The following is a 17,757-nucleotide window of genomic DNA, read 5'->3' as shown; positions in this document are numbered from 1 at the left end:
AGGTGTGCCGAGGCGCCGGGTGGGAGTCGGCGCCAGGTGGTCGGGCGCCAAAGCGGGATCGCCGCTAGGGATCGGGCCAGCAGAGTCGCCGCCGACGCACCCAGCCCACCAGCACCACCGCCAAGGGTCACGTCCGATGCACCCGCATGGGCCGAATCCGATTCGTGCAGGCATGCGGTTCTGTTCGGGCGGAGCGTTGAGTGGTGATGAAGAACCGGGCCAATCCTCCACGCCCCCTTGACCGTCCTGAACCTGCCAGTCCGGATCGCGCCGACCGGCCCATGGCACTGCGGGGCCGAGTCCCCCGAACCCAAGTCCCCCCGCCCCGATAGGTCGGGCCGGCGTCGAGTGTGACGTTGCGACCACCGGAAATCGATTTCGCAGGTCCGGAACCTCACACTCGATGCGCCGAGGAGGGACTCGGTTGTCGCGGCTGGGGCCGGGCAACGGGCCGTCGACGGACGGTCGCCGTGGCTCCGTCGCGTCAGGCGGTCGCGTCAATCGCGGGGCGTGCCGGTCCAGGCTGTTCGGGGCGTCGCGGAGTGGTGCCGTGCAGGTGGCGACGCCACCCGAGGGACCCGGGGATGTCGCCCCTTGTCGGCCGCGGACCTCTCCCGTCCGCGCCCCTGACCCTGCGCCGGCGCACACCGGTGCGCGGATCAGCCGACGGCCTGGACCAGCAGCCCCTGGATGAAGTAGACGACGAAGGCGACCGCGACGACGTACATCACGGGGTGCACCTTGCGCCACTTGCCGCGGACGATCTTCAGCACCGTGTACATGATGAAGCCGGCACCGATGCCGATGGTGATCGAGAACGTGAACGGCATCAGCACCATGGTCAGGAACGCCGGCAGGCCTTCCTCGATGTCGGTCCAGTCCACCTTGATCACCTGGCTGATCATGAGGAAGCCGACGAAGACCAGGGCCGGCGTGGCCGCCTCGGACGGGACCAGGTTGATCAACGGCGCGAAGAACATCGCGAGCAGGAAGCCGATGCCGGTCACCACCGACGCCAGGCCGGTCCGGGCGCCCTCGCCGACACCGGCCGCGGACTCGATGTAGGAGGTGTTGGAGGAGACCGAGCCGACACCGCCGGCCGCCGCCGCGACCGAGTCGACGAACAAGATCCGGGACAGGAACGGCGGATTGCCGCGGTGGTCCAGCAGGTTGCCCTCGGCGCCGACCGCGACGACGGTGCCCATGGTGTCGAAGAAGTCGGCCAGCAGCAGTGCGAACACCAACAGCAGCAGGGGTACGAAGATGTTGATCTTGAAGCCCTCGGCGAACGCGGCACCGAACGCACCGAACGGATCGACCTGCCCGATCAGCCCGAGATTCGGTACGGACAGCGCACCGGTGAACTCGGGCTTGTTCAGCACCCAGCCGGCCGGGTTGTCGTCGGTCCTGCCGCCGATCCGGCCGATCATCTCGATCACCAGCGCGATCACGGTGGCGCCCAGGATCGAGATCAGCATGGCACCCTTGACCCGCTTCGCGTACAGGATCGCGACCCCGAACAGTCCGATCACGAAGACCAGCATCGGCCAGCCGATCAGCGAACCGCCGATGCCCAGCTCGACCGGCGGGCCGCCCTCGGGCTTGCGGACGATGCCGCCGTCGACCAGCCCGACGAAGCAGACGAACAGGCCGATGCCGACCGAGATGCCGGTCCGCAGCGATCGCGGCACCGCCCGGAACACCGCGGTCCGGAAGCCGGTCAGCACGAAGATCGCGATCAGGATGCCCTCGATCAGGATCAGCCCCATCGCCTGCGGCCAGGTCATCTGCGGCGCGATCACCACGGCCAGCAGGGCGTTCAGCCCGAGGCCGGTCGCGATGCCGATCGGGAACCGGCCGAAGACCCCCATCGCGATCGTCATCAGGCCGGCGATCAGGGCCGTCGCCGCGGCCACCATCGTCGTGGCCTGGTTGACGTTGGCGTCGATCACCGCGCCCGCCTGGTCCAGGTACGGCAGCCCGCCGAGCAGGTTGCCCGCTCCGTCCGGCTTGGTCCCGATGATCAACGGGTTGAGCGCCAGGATGTACGACATCGTGAAGAAGGTGACGATGCCGCCGCGGATCTCCCGGCCCACGGTGGAGCCGCGGGCGCTGATCTGGAAGTAGTTGTCCAGCGCGCCGATCGGACGATCGGCCGGTCCGGTGGGCGGAGCAGCCTTGGGCGACTTCGTAACCATGGAGGGCATTCTTGCCGACGACCCCGGTCCCGCGCCGGGCGGATCGGCGATTTCGGGCCGCTATTTCAGGCTGTCCAGGTTGGCCAGAAGCCGTTCCAGCAGCCCGGACAGGTCGCGCAGCTGCGCCGGTGTGAGCGCGGACAGCACCTCCGACTCGACCACGTTGGCCTGCTGGATCGAGGTCGTGAACAGCCGCCAGCCCGGATCGGCCAGCCGGACCAGGACCCTGGTCCGGTTTCCCGGATCGCCCTCCCGGGTGACCAGGCCGCGCTGCACCATGCCGTCCAGCCGATGGGTCATCGAGGACGGGGCGACGCCGGCCGCCTCGGCCAGCCGGCTCGGCGTCAGCGCATCGCCGTTCGCCCGGGCCAACTCGGCCAGCACGGCCCACTCCCCCGTCGACACGTCGAGGTCGGCCAGCTGCCGGTCGTAGGACTGGTTCAGTCGCCGGGACAGCCGGTGCACGGCGGTGATCACCTGCTGGACCTGCTCGTCGCCGCCGGCCGCGACGTAGGACTGCACCACCTGCTGGAAGTTGTCGGTCTCGGAGAGACCGCGGCGCCGCGACATAGCGGTCCATCCTGCCACCGTCGTCCGCCGTTTCGGTGTGGGGGCTCCGGGGTAACGACGCGCCAGGGAGTTCATCTTTTCGTCGGCCGCCGTAGCACGGGTGTTCATCGCCGAGGGAGAGGCTCGCGCTGTCCAGACCCCGACCGGACTCACACCGGTCAGACATTACTCGGGAGTGCACATGAACCTGCCCATGCTGGGCCAAACCCATGGCAACCGGAGCGCGGTCACCTGTCACCTGAAGTGTGACAGCGCCTGCGCCAGCCCGCCGCCGAACACCAGCACCGAGCCGACCTTCGCCGAGATCGCCTCCGGCCAGTTGAGCCGCCGCGCCCTGCTCGTCGGCGGCGGCGCCCTCGCCGCGGCCACTGCCGCTCCCGCCTTCTTCCCCGACACCGCGGCCGCCACCGAGGGCAAGCGTGCCCCGGGCGAGCGCACGGTCAGCGGCCGGTTCCCGTTCCAGCCGATCGCCCCCGTCGACGCCGCCAAGGACGCGCTGACCGTTCCGCCGGACTTCGAGTGGACCGCGATCCTGCGCTGGGGCGACCCGCTGTTCCACAACTCGCCGGCCTTCGATCCGGAGCACCCGAACGCGGAGGCCCAGGAACTGCAGTTCGGCTACAACAACGACTACCTCGACATCATCGTGACCGACCGGGCCGGCCGTGAGGCGCTCCTGGTCTGCAACCACGAGTACACCAACCGCAACATCATGTTCCCGCCGACCACCAGCCAGGCCGAGGAGGCCGAGGTGCTGCGGACCACGATGGCCGCGCACGGCATGAGCGTCGTCGAACTGCGGCGCCGGGGCAAGGGCAAGCCGTGGAAGTACGTCCGCGGCGGCGAGAAGAACAACCGGATCACCGCCTACTCGCTGTTCGCACTGACCGGCCCGGCCGCCGGCTCGGACCTGGTCAGGACCGCCGCCGACCCGTCCGGCAAGCGCGTCTACGGCACCTTCGGCAACTGCGCCGGCGGCACCACGCCGTGGGGCACGGTGCTGTCCGGCGAGGAGAACTTCAACGGCTACTTCGTCGCCGACCCGGCCGCGCCGGGCAGCGCGCGGTACGGCCTGACCAACAAGCCGAGCACGTACGGCTGGGAGAAGGTCGATCCCCGCTTCGACGCCACCAAGCCCGACTACGCCAACGAGCCCAACCGGTTCGGCTACATCGTCGAGCTGGACCCGACCGACCCGACCGCGACCCCGCGCAAGCACACCGCGATGGGCCGGCTGAAGCACGAGGGCGCCAACATCCGGGTCGACGAGGACGGCACGGTCGCGGCCTACATGGGCGACGACGAGCGGTTCGACTACCTGTACAAGTTCGTGGCCCGGAAGAAGTTCCGGACCGGTGACTCGGCCGCGGCCCGGCGGCACAACCTGACCCTGCTCACCGACGGCGACCTCTACGTCGCCAAGTTCAGCGGCGTCCAGAAGCCGGGCAACGACAACCTCGGCCGCGGCACCTGGATCCCGCTCACCCTGAACGGCAAGTCGGCCGTGCCGGGGATGAGCATCGAGGAGGTGCTGGTCTTCACCCGCCTCGCGGCGGACAAGGTGAAGGCGACCCCGATGGACCGCTGCGAGGACGTCGAACCGAACCCGCGGACCGGCAAGGTGTACGTGGCCTGCACGAACAACTCGCAGCGCGGCACCGACGGCAAGCCGGCGACCGACCCGGCGAACCCGCGGCCGGCGAACAAGGACGGCCACATCATCGAGCTCACCGAGCACAAGAACAAGGCCGGGGCCACCACCTTCGAGTGGAACCTGTTCCTGGTCTGCGGCAACCCCGAGGACGCCGGGACCTACTTCGGCGGCTGGGACGGCCCGGTGGCGCCGATCTCCTGCCCGGACAACGTCGCGTTCGACACCACCGGCAACCTGTGGATCTCCACCGACGGTGCGCCGAGCGGCATCGGCAAGGCCGACGGCCTCTACCGGGTGCCGGTGACCGGCAAGGAGCGCGGCCACCTGGTCCAGTTCCTCGCCGTACCGAACGAGGCCGAGACCTGTGGCCCGGTGATCCACGACCTGGACGGCTCCGTCTTCGTGGCCGTCCAGCATCCGGGTGAGGACGGGTCCTGGGACGACCAGCACTCGTACTTCCCGGACTACGTGCCGGAGGGCTCGCGCCCGGACCGCGGCGACTGGCGAGGCCCGCGGCCCTCGGTCGTCCAGGTCACCCGCGCCTGACCCGGTCCCTGGGCGCTTAGGCTCGGGATGTGGCTGACCGTCCGGTACGACGACTCCGGATCGTCGTACCGGCGGTCCTGCTTTCGCTGATCATCATCGGAACGATCTTCGTGGTGGTCCGCTGGCCCTCCGTCGCGGCACTCGCCTGTCCGGAGTGCTACGGCTTGCAGGCCCTGCAACCCGAGGTGTACGGCGAGCGCGGGCTGCCGCCCGGCCAGCGGGACAAGATCATCGAGGTCACGACGGAGGCCCGGCTCAAGATCACCGAGTTCTACGGGACGCCGGTCAGCCGGCCGCGGATCCTGGCCTGCAGCTCCGCCGACTGCTACCGGCGGATCGGCGGCGGCCCGGAGGCCGGGGTCGCGATCGTGAACCGGGGCCTGATGCTGTCGCCGCGCGGTCTCACGCCGGTGATCGCGGCCCACGAGCTGTCCCACGTCGAGTTCCGGCAACGGAGCGGCGACGCGGTCGTACCGCAGTGGTTCGACGAGGGCCTCGCCGTGCTGGTCTCGGACGACTCCCGCTACCTGAAGCCGGCCGGCGCCGCCGACCGTTGCCGGGTCGTGCCGGACGGCCCGCTGCCGGAGACCCTCGGCGACTGGCTCGCCGCCGCCTCCGCGGACGAGCGGACGTACGCGCGGGCGGCCTGCGCCGTCCACCGCTGGGTCGGCGATCACGGCGGCCCGGCCGCGATCAGGACGCTGGCCGACCGGCTGGCCGCCGGCGAGGTGTTCCCGGACGCGGCACGATGATCAACTGAACGACCCGAACCCCTGGCAGGGAAGGAAAATCCCGTTGCCTCACCGGCCGGGAGCGACCAGGGTGGACTGATGCTCACCGACGAGTCGTTGACCCCGGACCTCGCCCGCACCCTGGTCGATGCGCCGGCCTCGGCGGAGGTGCGGGTCGAGCTCCGGTACCGGGAGAACCACACCTGGCTGATCACCGCCGGAGCGGCTGCCTGGTTCCTGAAGGCACACACGAAGTCCTGGTACGGCGGCGATCCGGTGGCCGCGGCGGGAGTGGTCCGGCACGAGGCGTCCGCGCACCGGATCCTGGCCGAGGCCGGGCTGCCGACCCCGACGATCGTCGCCGCCGTCGCCACTCCCGACAACCCGCTGGGCTGGCCGTACCTGCTGACCGAGCGGCTGCCCGGCCGGTCCCTGGTCGATCACCTGGACGCGCTGCCGCGGGCCGAGGCCGATCAGGCGTTGATCATGGTCGGCCGGCACCTGGCCCGGATGCATGCCCTGCGGTTCGATCATCCCGGCTACCTCCTGGACGGACCGCCGGCCGGGCCGCCCGCCGCCGATCGCTGGCAGCACGGGTGCTGGCGGTTCGAACGCTTCCTGACCGGCGCGATCCGGACCTGGACGGCCGACGCCGAGACCGTACCGGCGCCGATCATGGACGGCGTGGTCCGACTGCTCGCGGGCACGATCGACGATGCGCGCGCCGCGTTCGATCCGCCCCGGTTCACTCATGGTGACTGTCATGCGAACGGGTTCTTCCTGGTGCCGGACGGGCCGGACTGGTCGGTGACCGGGGTGCTCGATCTAGAGGTCGCGTCCGCGGGCTGGCCGGAGGTCGACCTGACCAAGCTGTTCATCGAGCTGGCCGGGCAGTTGGCCGGGACGGGCCACCGCTGGTGGGATCCGCTGTTCGCCGGCTACGGCCGCGAGCCCGACTTCGACCTGGCCCGACTGCTCCTCGCCGGTGCCGCGCACCTCAACTACACCTGCCACCGGCGAGCCTGGCCCGGCGATCGGGCCCAGATCCTCGGCCGGATCGTCAACGCCACCGATTGGGACGCCCTGTTCCCGACGTAGTCGGGCCGCCGATCCCCGGGCCGGATTCATGATCAACTTCGCTGATCAGGCCGGCCGGTCCCCGGGCCGGAGGGCGGCGAACGGATCGGTGATCGCCAACCGGCGCTCGGTGAACCGGAACAGCGCGGCCGGGCGTCCCCCACCGCCGCGGGACGGCGCGGTCCGCCCGGTCGGTTCGAGCTGCCCGCGCCGTTGCAGAACGCGCTGCAGGTTGGTGGCCGACACCTCGCGACCCAGTGCCGCGGAGTAGATGTCGCGCAGTTGGGCGATGGTGAACTCGTCCGGCGCCAACCCGAAGCCGAGATTGCTGTACGAGAGCTTCCGCTGCAGCCGTTCGGTCGCCGAGGCCACCACCGAGGCGTGATCGAACGCCATCTCCGGCAGCCGGTCGGCCCGGTGCCAGGCGGCGTTCGGCGGCAGCTGGGGGTCGGCCGTGCTCTGCACCAGGCCCAGGTAGGCCGTGGCGATGGTCCGCTGGAAGGGATCGCGGCCGGGCGCGCTGCGGGTCTCCAGTTGTTCCAGATGGGCGATCTCGCTCAGGTCGGCCTTCGTCGCCAGGTGCCGGGCCACGCAGGCCCCCAACGTCTCGTCCAGCTCCAGAGGACCGCTGGGCAGCGCCCAGGCGCCGGCGTACGGATCACGGGATCGCTGCCAGACCAGCACCGTCAGCTCGCCGTCCGTGATCTTGAACACAACGGCCACCGCCTCGTGCCGAAAGGTGGGCACCGCGCTCGATCCGGCCACGAACGAATGCTACCGTCGTACCTAGTTTTCGACTCTGAGGCGAAAACCTGACCACGGGAGAAACTGTGACCTTGATCGAGTCGGTCAACACCGATCACGCCGACGACGAGGCGCTGCCGCCGGGCTTCGCGGACTGGACCAGCTGGCAGCGCGAGGTGCATGACCTCGCGCGCCGCAAGGATGCCGTCGTCCTGGCGCACAACTACCAGTTGCCGCAGATCCAGGACGTCGCCGATCATGTCGGCGACTCGCTGGCGCTGTCACGGCTGGCCGCGTCGGCGGAGGCGTCGATGATCGTCTTCGCCGGCGTGCATTTCATGGCCGAGACCGCGAAGATCCTCTCCCCCGAGAAGAAGGTGATCATTCCCGACGCCCGGGCCGGCTGCTCGCTGGCCGACACGATCACGGCCGATCAGCTCCGGGCCTGGAAGGCCGAACACCCGGGGGCGGCAGTCGTCGCGTACGTCAACACGACGGCCGAGGTGAAGGCGGAGTCCGACATCTGCTGCACCTCCTCCAACGCGGTCGAGGTGGTGGAGTCCATCCCGGCCGACCGGGAGGTGCTGTTCCTGCCCGACATGTTCCTGGCCGCGCACGTCAAACGGAAGACGGGCCGCACCAACCTGCACAGCTGGCTGGGCGAATGCCACGTCCACGCGGGAATCTCGCCGCAGGATCTGGAGGCGGCCGTGCACGCCGAACCCGAGGCGGAGCTCTACGTGCACCCCGAGTGCGGCTGCTCGACATCGGCTCTGTGGATGACCACCGTCGGCGACATCCCGGCCGACCGGACCCACATCCTGTCCACCGGCGCGATGCTGGACGAGGCACGGCGCAGCTCGGCCGGCACGGTACTGGTGGCGACCGAGATCGGCATGCTGCATCAACTGCGGCGCGCCAATGCCGGGATCGACTTCCGGCCGGTCAATCCGCAGGCGTCCTGCCGCTACATGAAGATGATCACGCCGGAGAAGTTGATCAACGCGCTGCGCAACGAGACCGATGAGGTCCACGTGCCCGCCGACGTCGCCTCCGCGGCCCGGCAGGCGGTCGAGCGGATGGTGGCGATCGGTCGCCCCGGAGGCGGGGAATGATCATGACCGACCTACGACTGCCCACCCGGCTGCGCGTCGGTCCCGTCGCCCATCGTTCCGAGTCCGACGTGATCATCGTCGGGAGCGGCGCCGCCGGCATGGCTGCCGCAATCAGGCTGCTGGACGCCGGTCGCCGGGTGACCATGATCACCAAGGGAGCCCTCGGTGACGGTTCGACCGCCTGGGCCCAGGGTGGTTTGGCCGCCGTCACGGACCCGGCCGACACCCTGACCGATCATCTGGCCGACACGCTGGCTGCCGGAGCCGGGCTCTGCGAGCCGGACCAGGTCGCCGCACTCGTCGCCGCCGCGCCGGCCGCGATCGAGCGAATGATCGACCTCGGCGCCCGCTTCGACCGGGCCGCGGACGGAGCGCTGGCGCTGGGGCTGGAAGGCGGACATCACCACCGTCGGATCGTCCACGCCGGCGGTGACGCCAGCGGAGCCGAGGTGTCCCGCAGCCTGGCGGCATCGCTCGTCGGCTCTCGCCGGAACCAGCGCGGCGCGGGAGGGCGGTTCACCCTGCTCGATCAGTGCACCGCCGTCGATGCGATCCGTACGGCCGACGGCGTGGTCCGTGGACTCCGGGTGATCGACGGCGACGGTGCGGTCGGTGAGTTGTCCGCCGACGCCGTCGTCCTCGCGGCCGGTGGCATCGGGCAGGCGTGGAGCACCACCACCAATCCGGCGACCGCGACCGGCGACGGCCTCGGCATCGCCCTGCGGGCCGGGGCGATCATCCGCGATCCGGAGTTCGTCCAGTTCCATCCGACCGTGCTCGTCGTACCGCCGAGCCATCGCCGGCCGGGCGACCGTGGCGTGCTGATCTCCGAAGCGGTCCGCGGGGAAGGCGCTCGGCTGGTCAACGGCCGCGGCACGTTGATCATGGACGGCCGGCACCCGATGGCTGATCTGGCACCCCGGGACATCGTCGCGGCGGCGATGCACGCCGACCTGTTGGCCTCCGGTGATGATCATCTGTTCCTGGACGGCACCGCGCTCGGTGCGACGACCTGGCGGCAGCACTTCCCGACGATCCTGCAGTTGTGCCGGGAGCGTGGCGTCGATCCGATCACCGAACCGATCCCGGTTCGGCCGGCCGAGCACTACTTCTGTGGTGGAGTTCTGGCCACCCTCGACGGCCTGACGACCGTCCCCGGCCTGTACGCGGTCGGCGAGGTCGCCTCGACCGGGGTGCACGGCGCCAACCGGCTGGCGTCCAACAGCCTGACCGAGGCGTTCATCGCCGGAGATCGGCTCGGACAATGGCTGTCGGTACGCGATGTCGAGACCGAAGCCAGGGGCGCGGTGATCTCCGCAGCCCTGCGCTACGGTGCCGTGCCGGACGAGCCCGGCCAGCCCTTCGCCCTCGATGATCAAGAACCGACCGTGGTCGGCTCCGCACGGCGTCCCTGGTTGGTGCAGGCGATCACCCGCGGGGCGGGCGTGTTGCGCGAGGAGACCGGTCTGACCGAGCTGCTCGCGGAGTTGGCCGCGGTGCCGCCCTCCGCTCAGGACGGCTCGGTGGCCGACGTGGAGGCGACGAACCTGCAGGCGGTGGGCGCTCTCGTGGGCACCGCAGCCCTGCTGCGCACCGAGAGCCGAGGCAGTCACCGGCGTTCCGATCATGATCGTCCGGTGCCGTCCTGGCAGCGGCACACCCATCTCGCACTCCAGCCGGACGGCCGGCTGGGTAGCGCGGCCGAGGCAGCGGCGGTGGCAGCATGACCATGGCCGGAGCCACCAGGAGAAGTCCGCTGTCCACGGAGCTGTCGACGGTCGTCGCCAACGCGTTGGCCGAGGACAGCGCCGACGACGACGTCACGACGCGCTGGAGCGTTCCGGACGGGCTGTGGTCGCGCGCCGAAGTCATCGCGAAGCAGCCCGGGACGATCGCCGGGACCGCCGTCGCCGCCGAGGTGATGGCCCAGGTCGATCCTCTGATCCAGGTCGAGCCTGTGGTCGCCGACGGAGACCAGGTCGGTGCAGGAACGGTGATCCTTCGCCTCGACGGCCCGACCCGGTCGCTGCTGACGGGCGAACGTACCGCGCTCAATTTTCTGCAGCGGCTGTCCGGCATCGCCAGCCTGACCCAGGCCTACGTCCGGGCCGTCGGCGACCTTCCGGTACGGATTCTGGACACCCGCAAGACCGCGCCGGGCCTCCGCTCGCTGGACAAGTACGCCGTGACGGCCGGCGGCGGCCACAACCATCGACGCGATCTCGGCGCGATGGTGCTGCTCAAGGAGAACCACATCGCGGCGGCCGGCGGCGTGACCGCCGCGATTGACGCCGTGCGCCGGGGCATGGCCGCCGAGAACGTACTCCTCGAAATCGAGGTCGAGGTGCAGGACCTGGTCGAGGCGGAGGAAGCGCTGCGGGCCGGCGCCTCGCGCATCCTGCTCGACAACTTCTCAGTCGAAGGCATCCGGGCGGCGGTGCGGCTCCGGCGGCGCACGGCCACGGCTGCCGTCCTTGAGGCATCCGGGAGCGTCACGCTGGCCGAGGTCCGGGAGATCGCGGCCACCGGCGTGGACCTGATCTCGGTCGGCGCCCTGACCCACAGCGCACCGGCCTTGGATCTGAGCCTGCTGCTGATGATCGATTCCGACGACAGGAGGAACCGTGGCCAAGGGCTACTGGGTCAGCGTGTACCCGACCATCACCGACCCTGAGGGGCTTGAGGTCTACAACGGGCTGGCCGGTGTGGCCGTCAAGGCCGCGGGCGGGCGGGTGCTCGCCGGCATCGGCAGCCGGGTCGTCGCCCACGAAGCCGGAATCGCCGAACGCGTGGTCCTGATCGAGTTCGACAGCTTCGACCAGGCGGTCGCCGCCTACGAGAGCGCGGCCTACCAGAAGGCGCTGGCCGAACTCCCCGCCGGCTTCGAGCGTGACTTCCGCATCATCGAAGGCCGCGACTGACGACCGCGACGGCGGGTTCGGGCCTCCGGTCGCAAGCGCCACGCGTTCAAGGTCAGGGCACGGGCTCCGGTGTGCCGGAGCCGGTCGCCGCGGTCGCGCCCTTCGCCGTACCCCGGCCGGCCAGTGCCGCGAGCAGGACTCCGTAGCCGGCGGCGAGCAGCAGGGCGGTGCCGATCATCCGGGAGCCGAGGTCGCCGTACAGGCCGAGGTTGAGGCCCTGCTCGGAGCGGCTGAGCGCGTTGAAGGCGAGGGCCAGGATGCCGAACGCGGCGTTGCCGATCACCAGCAGGGCCCGGGCCGGGCGGGGGAAGCGGGGCGAGTCACCGTTGGCGTCCTCGGCCCCGGTGAGCAGGTTCCAGGCGATGCCGAAGATCAACGCCGAGCCGCCGGCCAGACCGATCAGGGCGGCCAGCGGGTCGCCGATCAGCTCCCGGCGGCCCACCGCGATGGCGATCATCAGCACCAGCGCGATCGCGACCAGCCGCGGCCGGGTGAGCCGCCGGGTCGCCGTCCAGACGGCACCGACGATGATCACCGCCACGGTGAGCAGCCCGCCGATCGCCTGCTCGGACCAGTTCGGGGTCCACCAGCCGACGGCCCGGCCGAGGCTGAACAGGGTCAGCACGGTCACGACGGCCGCGAGCCGGAAGGGTCCGCTGTGGTCCGTGCTCGGCTCGCCGGCTCGGGCCCGGACCGCCACGCCGATCGCGACCAGGCTGGTCAGCAGGAAGCCGCCGAAGGTCTCCAGCACGCCGGCCCGTTCGGTGACGAACGCGTCCACGGCCGGCACCCAGTGCACCGGGGGAAAGTCCGGCACCGTGGCGGCCACCGGCCCGGCGAAGAAGATCGCGACCGGGATCAGCAGCACCTGCAAGGCCTTCGGGAGCGCCAGAGCGGCGGCGATCGCGATCAGCACGCCGCGCCGCTCGGTCAGCGACCGGGATCCGGCGACAGTGTCGTCGTCCCGACCGGCCCGCCCGGCCAGCCACCAGACGGCCGCGGCGACGACCATGATCAGGATCGAGGCCAGGAAACCGCTCAGCAACTCGCCCGCCGACTGCCGGGCGGTGATCAGGTCGTACGCCGAGCAGCCCAGCGCGACGATCGCCAGGATCGCGGTGACCAGCCGGAGGCCGGTGCCGGCCAGCTCCCGGCCGAGCGACTCGGCGGTCCAGACCGAGGTCGACAACGCCACCTCGGACAGGGCCGCGCCGGCCAGGACGACCATCGGCAGCGACGCCGCGGCGAACGCGAACAGGACGATCAGGAACTGGATCGCCCGGTCGTCCACGCCGCTCGGCGCGGAGGTCCGGAAGTTGATCACCGCCGGTACGACGACGATCACGATCAGCAGCGCCAGCACGACGCCGTACTCCCACCAGTGAAAGGATCCGCGGAGCTTGCGGACCAGCTGGAAGGCGACCAGGGCCAGCCAGCCGAGCCCGGCGAAGAGCGCCTCCGGATCGGTCAGCCCACCGGTCGCGGAGCTCGCCATGATCATCGCCTGGACGGCGCCGTACCCGATGGCGGCGACCGCGATCGGCCAGGGCGCGTGCAACGCGCCGGTGAGCATCGCGGCCGTGACGACGAGCAGCGCGACGTAGATCACCGGCAGCACCGGCTCGGGCAGGGTCGACCCGGCGTCGGTGCCGATCAGGTCGAGACCCGACCTCAGCGGACCGGAGCCGAACATCAGGCCGAGCGCCACCAGACAGGCCGCCCCGACCATGATCATGATCATGGTCAGCCCCGGCGGCCAACCGGTGCGGCGGAGCCGGCCGGACCGGACCGGTTCGCCGATCACCTGGCCGCCGACCGCACGCAGGATCCGCAGTCCGCTCATCGCAGCACCACCAGCCGGGCTCCGAATCGGGGCTCCAGCCACCGGGCGATCACGCCGTCCTCGACGATCACGGCCGCCGGGACGATGCGGACCTGGTGGGTCCACCGCCGCAGCACGGCACCGGTGCCGGCCCGGCGCAGCTCCGACTCACTCGTGCTGCCCAGGTAGACCGCATCACCGGACACCGCCGCGACGGCCACCGGCGGCCTGGTCCAGAGCACCCGCCCCGCGGCGTCGTAGCCGGTGGCCTCGGTGGAGGTGCCGACGATCCCGACCGGCCGGTCGCCGGCGGTCGACCAGGTGCCGACGTACCCGCCCCGCGACGGCGCCGTCCACTGCTCCGACCCGTCGGTCGGCGACCGGGCCAGCACCCGGTGCCGGCCGATCTCCAGCACCTGCGCGTCGCCGACCGTGCCGAGCGCGGCCACCTGATCCCCCTCGGCACGCCAGCGTTCGGAGCCGTCGGCCGGGTCCAGCCCGACCAGCTCGCCGGCCGCGGTCAGAGCCACCGGGAGCTCGCCGACCAGCACCGAGCCGCGCAGCGGTTCCGGCGTGATCCGCCGGTGCCAGAGCACCCGGCCGCTGCTCGGCTCGACCAGCCGGAGGGCGCCGTCGACGGTCCGGACCAGCAGCCGGTCGCGGCCCGCGTCGAGTCCGGAGGCGATCTCGCCCAGGTCGATCGTCCAGAGCCGCTCGCCGCCGCTCCCGTACCCGACGAGTCGCTTCGCGTTCGTGGCGACGACCGTGATCGAGCCGGTGGTCAGGGCCTGGACGATCCCGCCGCCGGGCCGGGCCCGCCAGCGCACCGCCTGCGCGACCACGCCGTCGGACTCGGCCAGCCCGGGCACCCGCACGGTTCCGTACACATCGCCGTCGAGATCGAAGCCGACCACGGTCCCGTCGGGCAGGGTGCCGAGGTGGTACGGGGCGCCGTCGAACTCGCGGTACCGCCCGACCTGCTCGACCAGCGTGGCCGTGGTCGTCGACGGCGCGGCGCCGGCCGGGAGCCGGAGCCGCAATGCGCCGGCCGGGTCTCCGGTCCGTGGCACCGCGCCGGCCCAGACCGCGCCGGTCGACTGTTCCGCAGGACCCGTCACGACTCCGGCCACGCCCGGCGGAGCGGCCCCGCCGGCCGGACAGAGGACGAGGGTCTGGTGCCGTGGCCCCGGCGATCCCGGAACGGTCCACCGCATGACCGAATCGGTGCAGCCGTCGACCCAGCGGGACGGCGCGGCCGTGATCGTGCCGGTGACCCGTTCCTCGCTGCCGTCGTGGACGATCGCTCCGTCGATCGGCACCGTCGCGCCGGCCAGCAGCCGTGGGCTGAGCACCTCCCAGGGCTGTCGGTAGAGCGAGAATCCCGCCGCGGAACGGTTGCCGACCAGGTGCAGCGTGTCGCCCGCCAGGGCCAGTGAGAAGGTCTGCGGACGGGCCTCGGGGCCGCCGAAGTTGATCATCACCGACAACCACCGGGCGCGGTCCCGCTGCTCGGCGGTCCGGTGCAGCAGCGGTTGGTTGACCGCGGTGGCCAGGCCGGCGACCGCATCGGTCGGGGCCAGCACGGCCTGCTCGACGTCGAGCGCGCCGGCCGCCGGATTCGGGCGTTCCTCGTCGAGGACGCTGAACTGGGTCGCCGTCCCGTCGGCCGGGAGGTACGCCTCGAGCGCGCTCCGCGGCTCCGCCCGGCTCAGCCCGACCACCGACGCCGCCGTACCCACCAGGATGACCAGCGGGATCACGATCAGCGACGGCCAGTGCACCCGCGAGGTTCGGCGCGCGGGCCTCGGCGCAGGGCTGGGTGGTGGCCAGTCCGGCCCACTCGGCGGCCCCGCCATCATCGAAGGTCTACCACCCTCCCAGCCATCGGTCCGCCAGTCTGGCACGGATCGGTGCCGCGGTGGAGTCTCAGGCCGGGTGGGTGTAGCGGTTCCGGCCGGCCAGGTAGCCGGCGGTTGCGTGGCCGGCGGCCAGGACGACCACCAAGATCAGCACGGCCGGCCAGTCCCCGGTCGTCGTGTGCAGCCAGCCGGCGGTCACCGGCCCGCACGCCGCCAGCAGATAGCCGATCGACTGCGCCATCCCGGACAGCCGGGTGGTCTGGCTCGCGGTCCGGGTGCGCAGCCCGATCAGGGAGAGCGCCAGCATGATCGACGTCCCGGAGGACATGCCGGCGATGATCACCCAGAGCAACGCCAGCGCCGGCACCAGCAGCAGCCCGACCGCGGCGATGATCATCCCGACGCCGAGCAGCACGCCGACCGCGCGTTGATCGCGCCAGCGGGACAGCGTGCTCCCGATCGTGAAACTGGCGATCATGCCGGCCACCTGCAAGATCAACAGATGCAGTCCGGCCGCCGCCGGCGACAGTCCGCGATCGGTCAGGATCGACGGCAGCCAGGTGGCCAGGATGTAGAAGATCGTCGACTGCAGCCCCATCGCCAGGGTGACCTGCCAGGCCAGCGCGGACCGCCACATGGTCCCGCCGCGCGGCGCCTCGGGCAGCGCCGCGACGGCGTCGGCGTCGGTGCGGGCCCGGGTCAGCCGGAGCCGGAGCAGCCACGCGATCGCCGCGATCAGGGCCGGTGCGGCCCAGATGATCAAGGCGGTACGCCAGCCCGCCGGCAGCAGGTCGGCCAGCGGCACGCTCAGCCCGGACGCGACCGCCGCGGCGCCGTTCATCACCGCCGAATAGCTGGCCGTCATCCGGGACACGTGGCCGGGGAAGTCCCGCTTCACCACCGCCGGCAGCAGCACGTTGATCACCGCGATCGCCGTACCGATGATCATGGTGCCGCCCCAGAGCCAGACCGGCCCGGCGACGGACCGCAGGCCGATCCCGGCGGTGAGCAGGATCAGGGCGGCCAGCAGCGTGGCATCGATCCCCCACCGGACACTGACCCGGTGCACCAGCGGCGACACGGCGGCGAAGGCGAGCAGCGGGACCGCGGCGAGCAGGCCCAGGGTCGCTCCGCTCAGGCCGGTGTCCAGGCCGATCCGGTCCAGCACCGGGCCGACCGAGGTGAGGGCCGGCCGCATCCCGGTCGCCACCAGGATGACGCCGAGCACGATGATCACCCGGGCCAGTCGCGACTCGGCCCGGGTGAGGGTCTGCGTCACGAGCGCATCAGTCGAACAGGCTGGTCTGCTCGTCCCAGGCGATGGTGTCCCAGACCGGCGGCGGCAGTTCGGCGGCCCGGTCGTCCGAGGCCACATTGGAATGGGCGCCGCAGCCGTGGTCGATGGCGACCACCTGGGCGTCGTTGGCGGAGTAGGCGTTGCCGCAGACCCCGAAGGAGGTGCCCAGCCGGCCGCTCAGCCGGACGAAGAATCCGCAGCTCAGGCACTGGCCCGGCGCCAGCCGGGTGGTCTCGTTGTCCGGCCCGCCGGCGCCGGCCAGCCACCGTTCGGCGGCCTCGTCCCGGCCCTGCGGCGTCAGCACCCGCTCCCGGCCGAGGCCGAGCTCGGCCACGATGGCCCGGGTCTGGCTCGCCTCCGCGGGATCGGCGTCGGCGGCCTGCTCGCCGCCGGTGTAGCCCGGCTCCAGCCGCGGATCGTTGTCCGGGGTCGGCAGCACCAGGCCGGCGGTCACGTCGCCCGGCTGGATCCGGTCCGCCCAGGGCACCCAGCCGGACGCCAGCAGCGCCTCGTCGCCGGGCAGCAGGACGACCTCGTTCACGGTCGCCGTCTTGGCCCGGGAGGCCCGGACCACGGTGACCGACCAGCGCCAGCCCCGATACCCCGGGTGCGGGCAGGCGAAGAAGTGGCTGACCAGCCGTTCCGCCTCCGCCTCGTACCCGAGGTGCTCACCGACACCCAACTGACCGGCGCTTTCCAGCGCGGCGTCGCGGGCCAGGTCGACCGCGTCGACACAGATCTGATCGGCCTTCACCGTGCGCTTCACCGTGCTGCGCTTCACCGAGGGGGGCATCGAGGTCACAACTCCAGTTCGTCGGCGACGGCGCGGAGCACGGTGGCCACCTTGCCCCCGGTCTTGCCGTCCGGGCGCTTGCCGCGGCGGTAGGTGTTGCCGATGCCGTCCAGCATCTTGATCAGGTCCTCGACGATGATCGCCATCTGCTCGGGCGACTTGCGGTGCGCCTTGGCCAGGCTCGGCGGTGCGTCCACCAGCCGGAGCGACCAGGCCTGTTCACCGCGGCGGCCCTCGATGACGTCGAACTCGACCTTCTGCCCGGGCTTCAGCGCGGTCACCCCGGTCGGCAGCGCATTGGACCGTACGTAGACGTCGCCACCACCGTCCTTGGTCAAGAAGCCGAAACCCTTCTCGGCATCGAAGAACCGAACCTTGCCTACCGGCACGTCTACTTCCCTCCGGGCATGCATGAACCGCCTGGTTTTCA

15 protein-coding genes are annotated in these 17,757 nt (G+C 71.4%); 7 read left to right on the top strand and 8 right to left on the bottom strand.

Annotation, left to right across the window (positions count from 1 at the left end):
* Positions 1-659: 659 nt before the first annotated feature.
* Positions 660-2,198 (bottom strand): NCS2 family permease, encoded by a 1,539-nt coding sequence (locus tag AC6CCG_RS02925; protein WP_496652949.1) that lies wholly within the window; start codon positions 2,196-2,198, stop codon positions 660-662.
* 60 nt (positions 2,199-2,258) lie between these two features.
* On the bottom strand, positions 2,259-2,768 hold the full coding sequence (locus AC6CCG_RS02920) for a MarR family winged helix-turn-helix transcriptional regulator (protein ID WP_496652948.1): 510 nt from the start codon (positions 2,766-2,768) through the stop codon (positions 2,259-2,261).
* Between the two features lie 181 nt (positions 2,769-2,949).
* On the opposite strand from AC6CCG_RS02920, the gene AC6CCG_RS02915 reads away from it, so the two are divergent.
* From AC6CCG_RS02915 to AC6CCG_RS02905, 3 genes are all read left to right on the top strand, one after another.
* Positions 2,950-4,968: a PhoX family protein gene (locus AC6CCG_RS02915; RefSeq protein ID WP_496652947.1), complete on the top strand. Its 2,019-nt coding sequence runs from the start codon at positions 2,950-2,952 to the stop codon at positions 4,966-4,968.
* Positions 4,969-4,997: 29 nt separating this feature from the next.
* The gene (locus tag AC6CCG_RS02910; RefSeq protein WP_496652946.1) at positions 4,998-5,720 is read left to right on the top strand and encodes a hypothetical protein; all 723 of its coding nucleotides are present in this window, start codon (positions 4,998-5,000) and stop codon (positions 5,718-5,720) included.
* 78 nt (positions 5,721-5,798) lie between these two features.
* The gene (locus tag AC6CCG_RS02905; protein ID WP_496652945.1) at positions 5,799-6,797 is read left to right on the top strand and encodes a phosphotransferase family protein; all 999 of its coding nucleotides are present in this window, start codon (positions 5,799-5,801) and stop codon (positions 6,795-6,797) included.
* Positions 6,798-6,842: 45 nt separating this feature from the next.
* Here AC6CCG_RS02905 and AC6CCG_RS02900 read toward each other — a convergent pair whose 3' ends face one another.
* Positions 6,843-7,541, bottom strand: a complete 699-nt coding sequence (locus AC6CCG_RS02900) for an NUDIX hydrolase (RefSeq protein WP_496652944.1) — start codon at positions 7,539-7,541, stop codon at positions 6,843-6,845.
* 113 nt (positions 7,542-7,654) lie between these two features.
* Here AC6CCG_RS02900 and nadA point away from each other — a divergent pair, with 113 nt between their 5' ends.
* The 4 genes from nadA to AC6CCG_RS02880 all read left to right on the top strand — a co-directional run bounded on the left by nadA (position 7,655) and on the right by AC6CCG_RS02880 (position 11,556).
* The gene (nadA, locus tag AC6CCG_RS02895) at positions 7,655-8,635 is read left to right on the top strand and encodes a quinolinate synthase NadA (RefSeq protein WP_496654382.1); all 981 of its coding nucleotides are present in this window, start codon (positions 7,655-7,657) and stop codon (positions 8,633-8,635) included.
* A gap of 2 nt (positions 8,636-8,637) precedes the next feature.
* A complete protein-coding gene (locus AC6CCG_RS02890; protein ID WP_496652943.1) occupies positions 8,638-10,362 on the top strand; it encodes an L-aspartate oxidase in 1,725 nt (574 codons plus the stop codon).
* Between the two features lie 65 nt (positions 10,363-10,427).
* Positions 10,428-11,309, top strand: coding sequence for a carboxylating nicotinate-nucleotide diphosphorylase (nadC, locus tag AC6CCG_RS02885; protein WP_496652942.1), 882 nt, complete (start codon positions 10,428-10,430; stop codon positions 11,307-11,309).
* Positions 11,260-11,556: a DUF1330 domain-containing protein gene (locus AC6CCG_RS02880; protein WP_496652941.1), complete on the top strand. Its 297-nt coding sequence runs from the start codon at positions 11,260-11,262 to the stop codon at positions 11,554-11,556. Before nadC ends, AC6CCG_RS02880 begins: the two co-directional genes overlap by 50 nt.
* Positions 11,557-11,608: 52 nt before the next feature.
* Here the strand turns inward: AC6CCG_RS02880 and AC6CCG_RS02875 are convergent, their stop codons facing one another.
* From AC6CCG_RS02875 to AC6CCG_RS02855, 5 genes are all read right to left on the bottom strand, one after another.
* Positions 11,609-13,399, bottom strand: coding sequence for a hypothetical protein (locus AC6CCG_RS02875; protein WP_496652940.1), 1,791 nt, complete (start codon positions 13,397-13,399; stop codon positions 11,609-11,611).
* The gene (locus tag AC6CCG_RS02870; protein WP_496652939.1) at positions 13,396-15,159 is read right to left on the bottom strand and encodes an outer membrane protein assembly factor BamB family protein; all 1,764 of its coding nucleotides are present in this window, start codon (positions 15,157-15,159) and stop codon (positions 13,396-13,398) included. Before AC6CCG_RS02870 ends, AC6CCG_RS02875 begins: the two co-directional genes overlap by 4 nt.
* A gap of 145 nt (positions 15,160-15,304) precedes the next feature.
* Positions 15,305-16,516 (bottom strand): MFS transporter, encoded by a 1,212-nt coding sequence (locus AC6CCG_RS02865; protein ID WP_496652938.1) that lies wholly within the window; start codon positions 16,514-16,516, stop codon positions 15,305-15,307.
* Between the two features lie 7 nt (positions 16,517-16,523).
* Positions 16,524-17,327, bottom strand: a complete 804-nt coding sequence (locus tag AC6CCG_RS02860; RefSeq protein WP_496652937.1) for a DUF3027 domain-containing protein — start codon at positions 17,325-17,327, stop codon at positions 16,524-16,526.
* A 5-nt stretch (positions 17,328-17,332) separates the two neighbouring features.
* Positions 17,333-17,716, bottom strand: coding sequence for a cold-shock protein (locus AC6CCG_RS02855; RefSeq protein WP_496652936.1), 384 nt, complete (start codon positions 17,714-17,716; stop codon positions 17,333-17,335).
* Positions 17,717-17,757: the final 41 nt, after the last annotated feature.

It is taken from the genome of Microlunatus sp. YIM B11417, assembly GCF_059617205.1.
The sequence above is the reverse complement of the archived record's forward strand: the minus strand, read 5'-3'. Positions and strand labels throughout refer to the sequence as shown.

Bases quoted from the DNA above. Each gene is read 5' to 3' on its own strand.
- AC6CCG_RS02920 (WP_496652948.1), bottom strand. From the start codon at position 2,768: ATGTCGCGGCGCCGCGGTCTCTCCGAGACCGACAACTTCCAGCAGGTG.
- AC6CCG_RS02915 (WP_496652947.1), top strand. From the start codon at position 2,950: ATGAACCTGCCCATGCTGGGCCAAACCCATGGCAACCGGAGCGCGGTC.
- AC6CCG_RS02860 (WP_496652937.1), bottom strand. From the start codon at position 17,327: ATGCCCCCCTCGGTGAAGCGCAGCACGGTGAAGCGCACGGTGAAGGCC.
- AC6CCG_RS02875 (WP_496652940.1), bottom strand. From the start codon at position 13,399: ATGAGCGGACTGCGGATCCTGCGTGCGGTCGGCGGCCAGGTGATCGGC.
- AC6CCG_RS02890 (WP_496652943.1), top strand. From the start codon at position 8,638: ATGACCGACCTACGACTGCCCACCCGGCTGCGCGTCGGTCCCGTCGCC.
- AC6CCG_RS02925 (WP_496652949.1), bottom strand. From the start codon at position 2,198: ATGGTTACGAAGTCGCCCAAGGCTGCTCCGCCCACCGGACCGGCCGAT.
- AC6CCG_RS02905 (WP_496652945.1), top strand. From the start codon at position 5,799: ATGCTCACCGACGAGTCGTTGACCCCGGACCTCGCCCGCACCCTGGTC.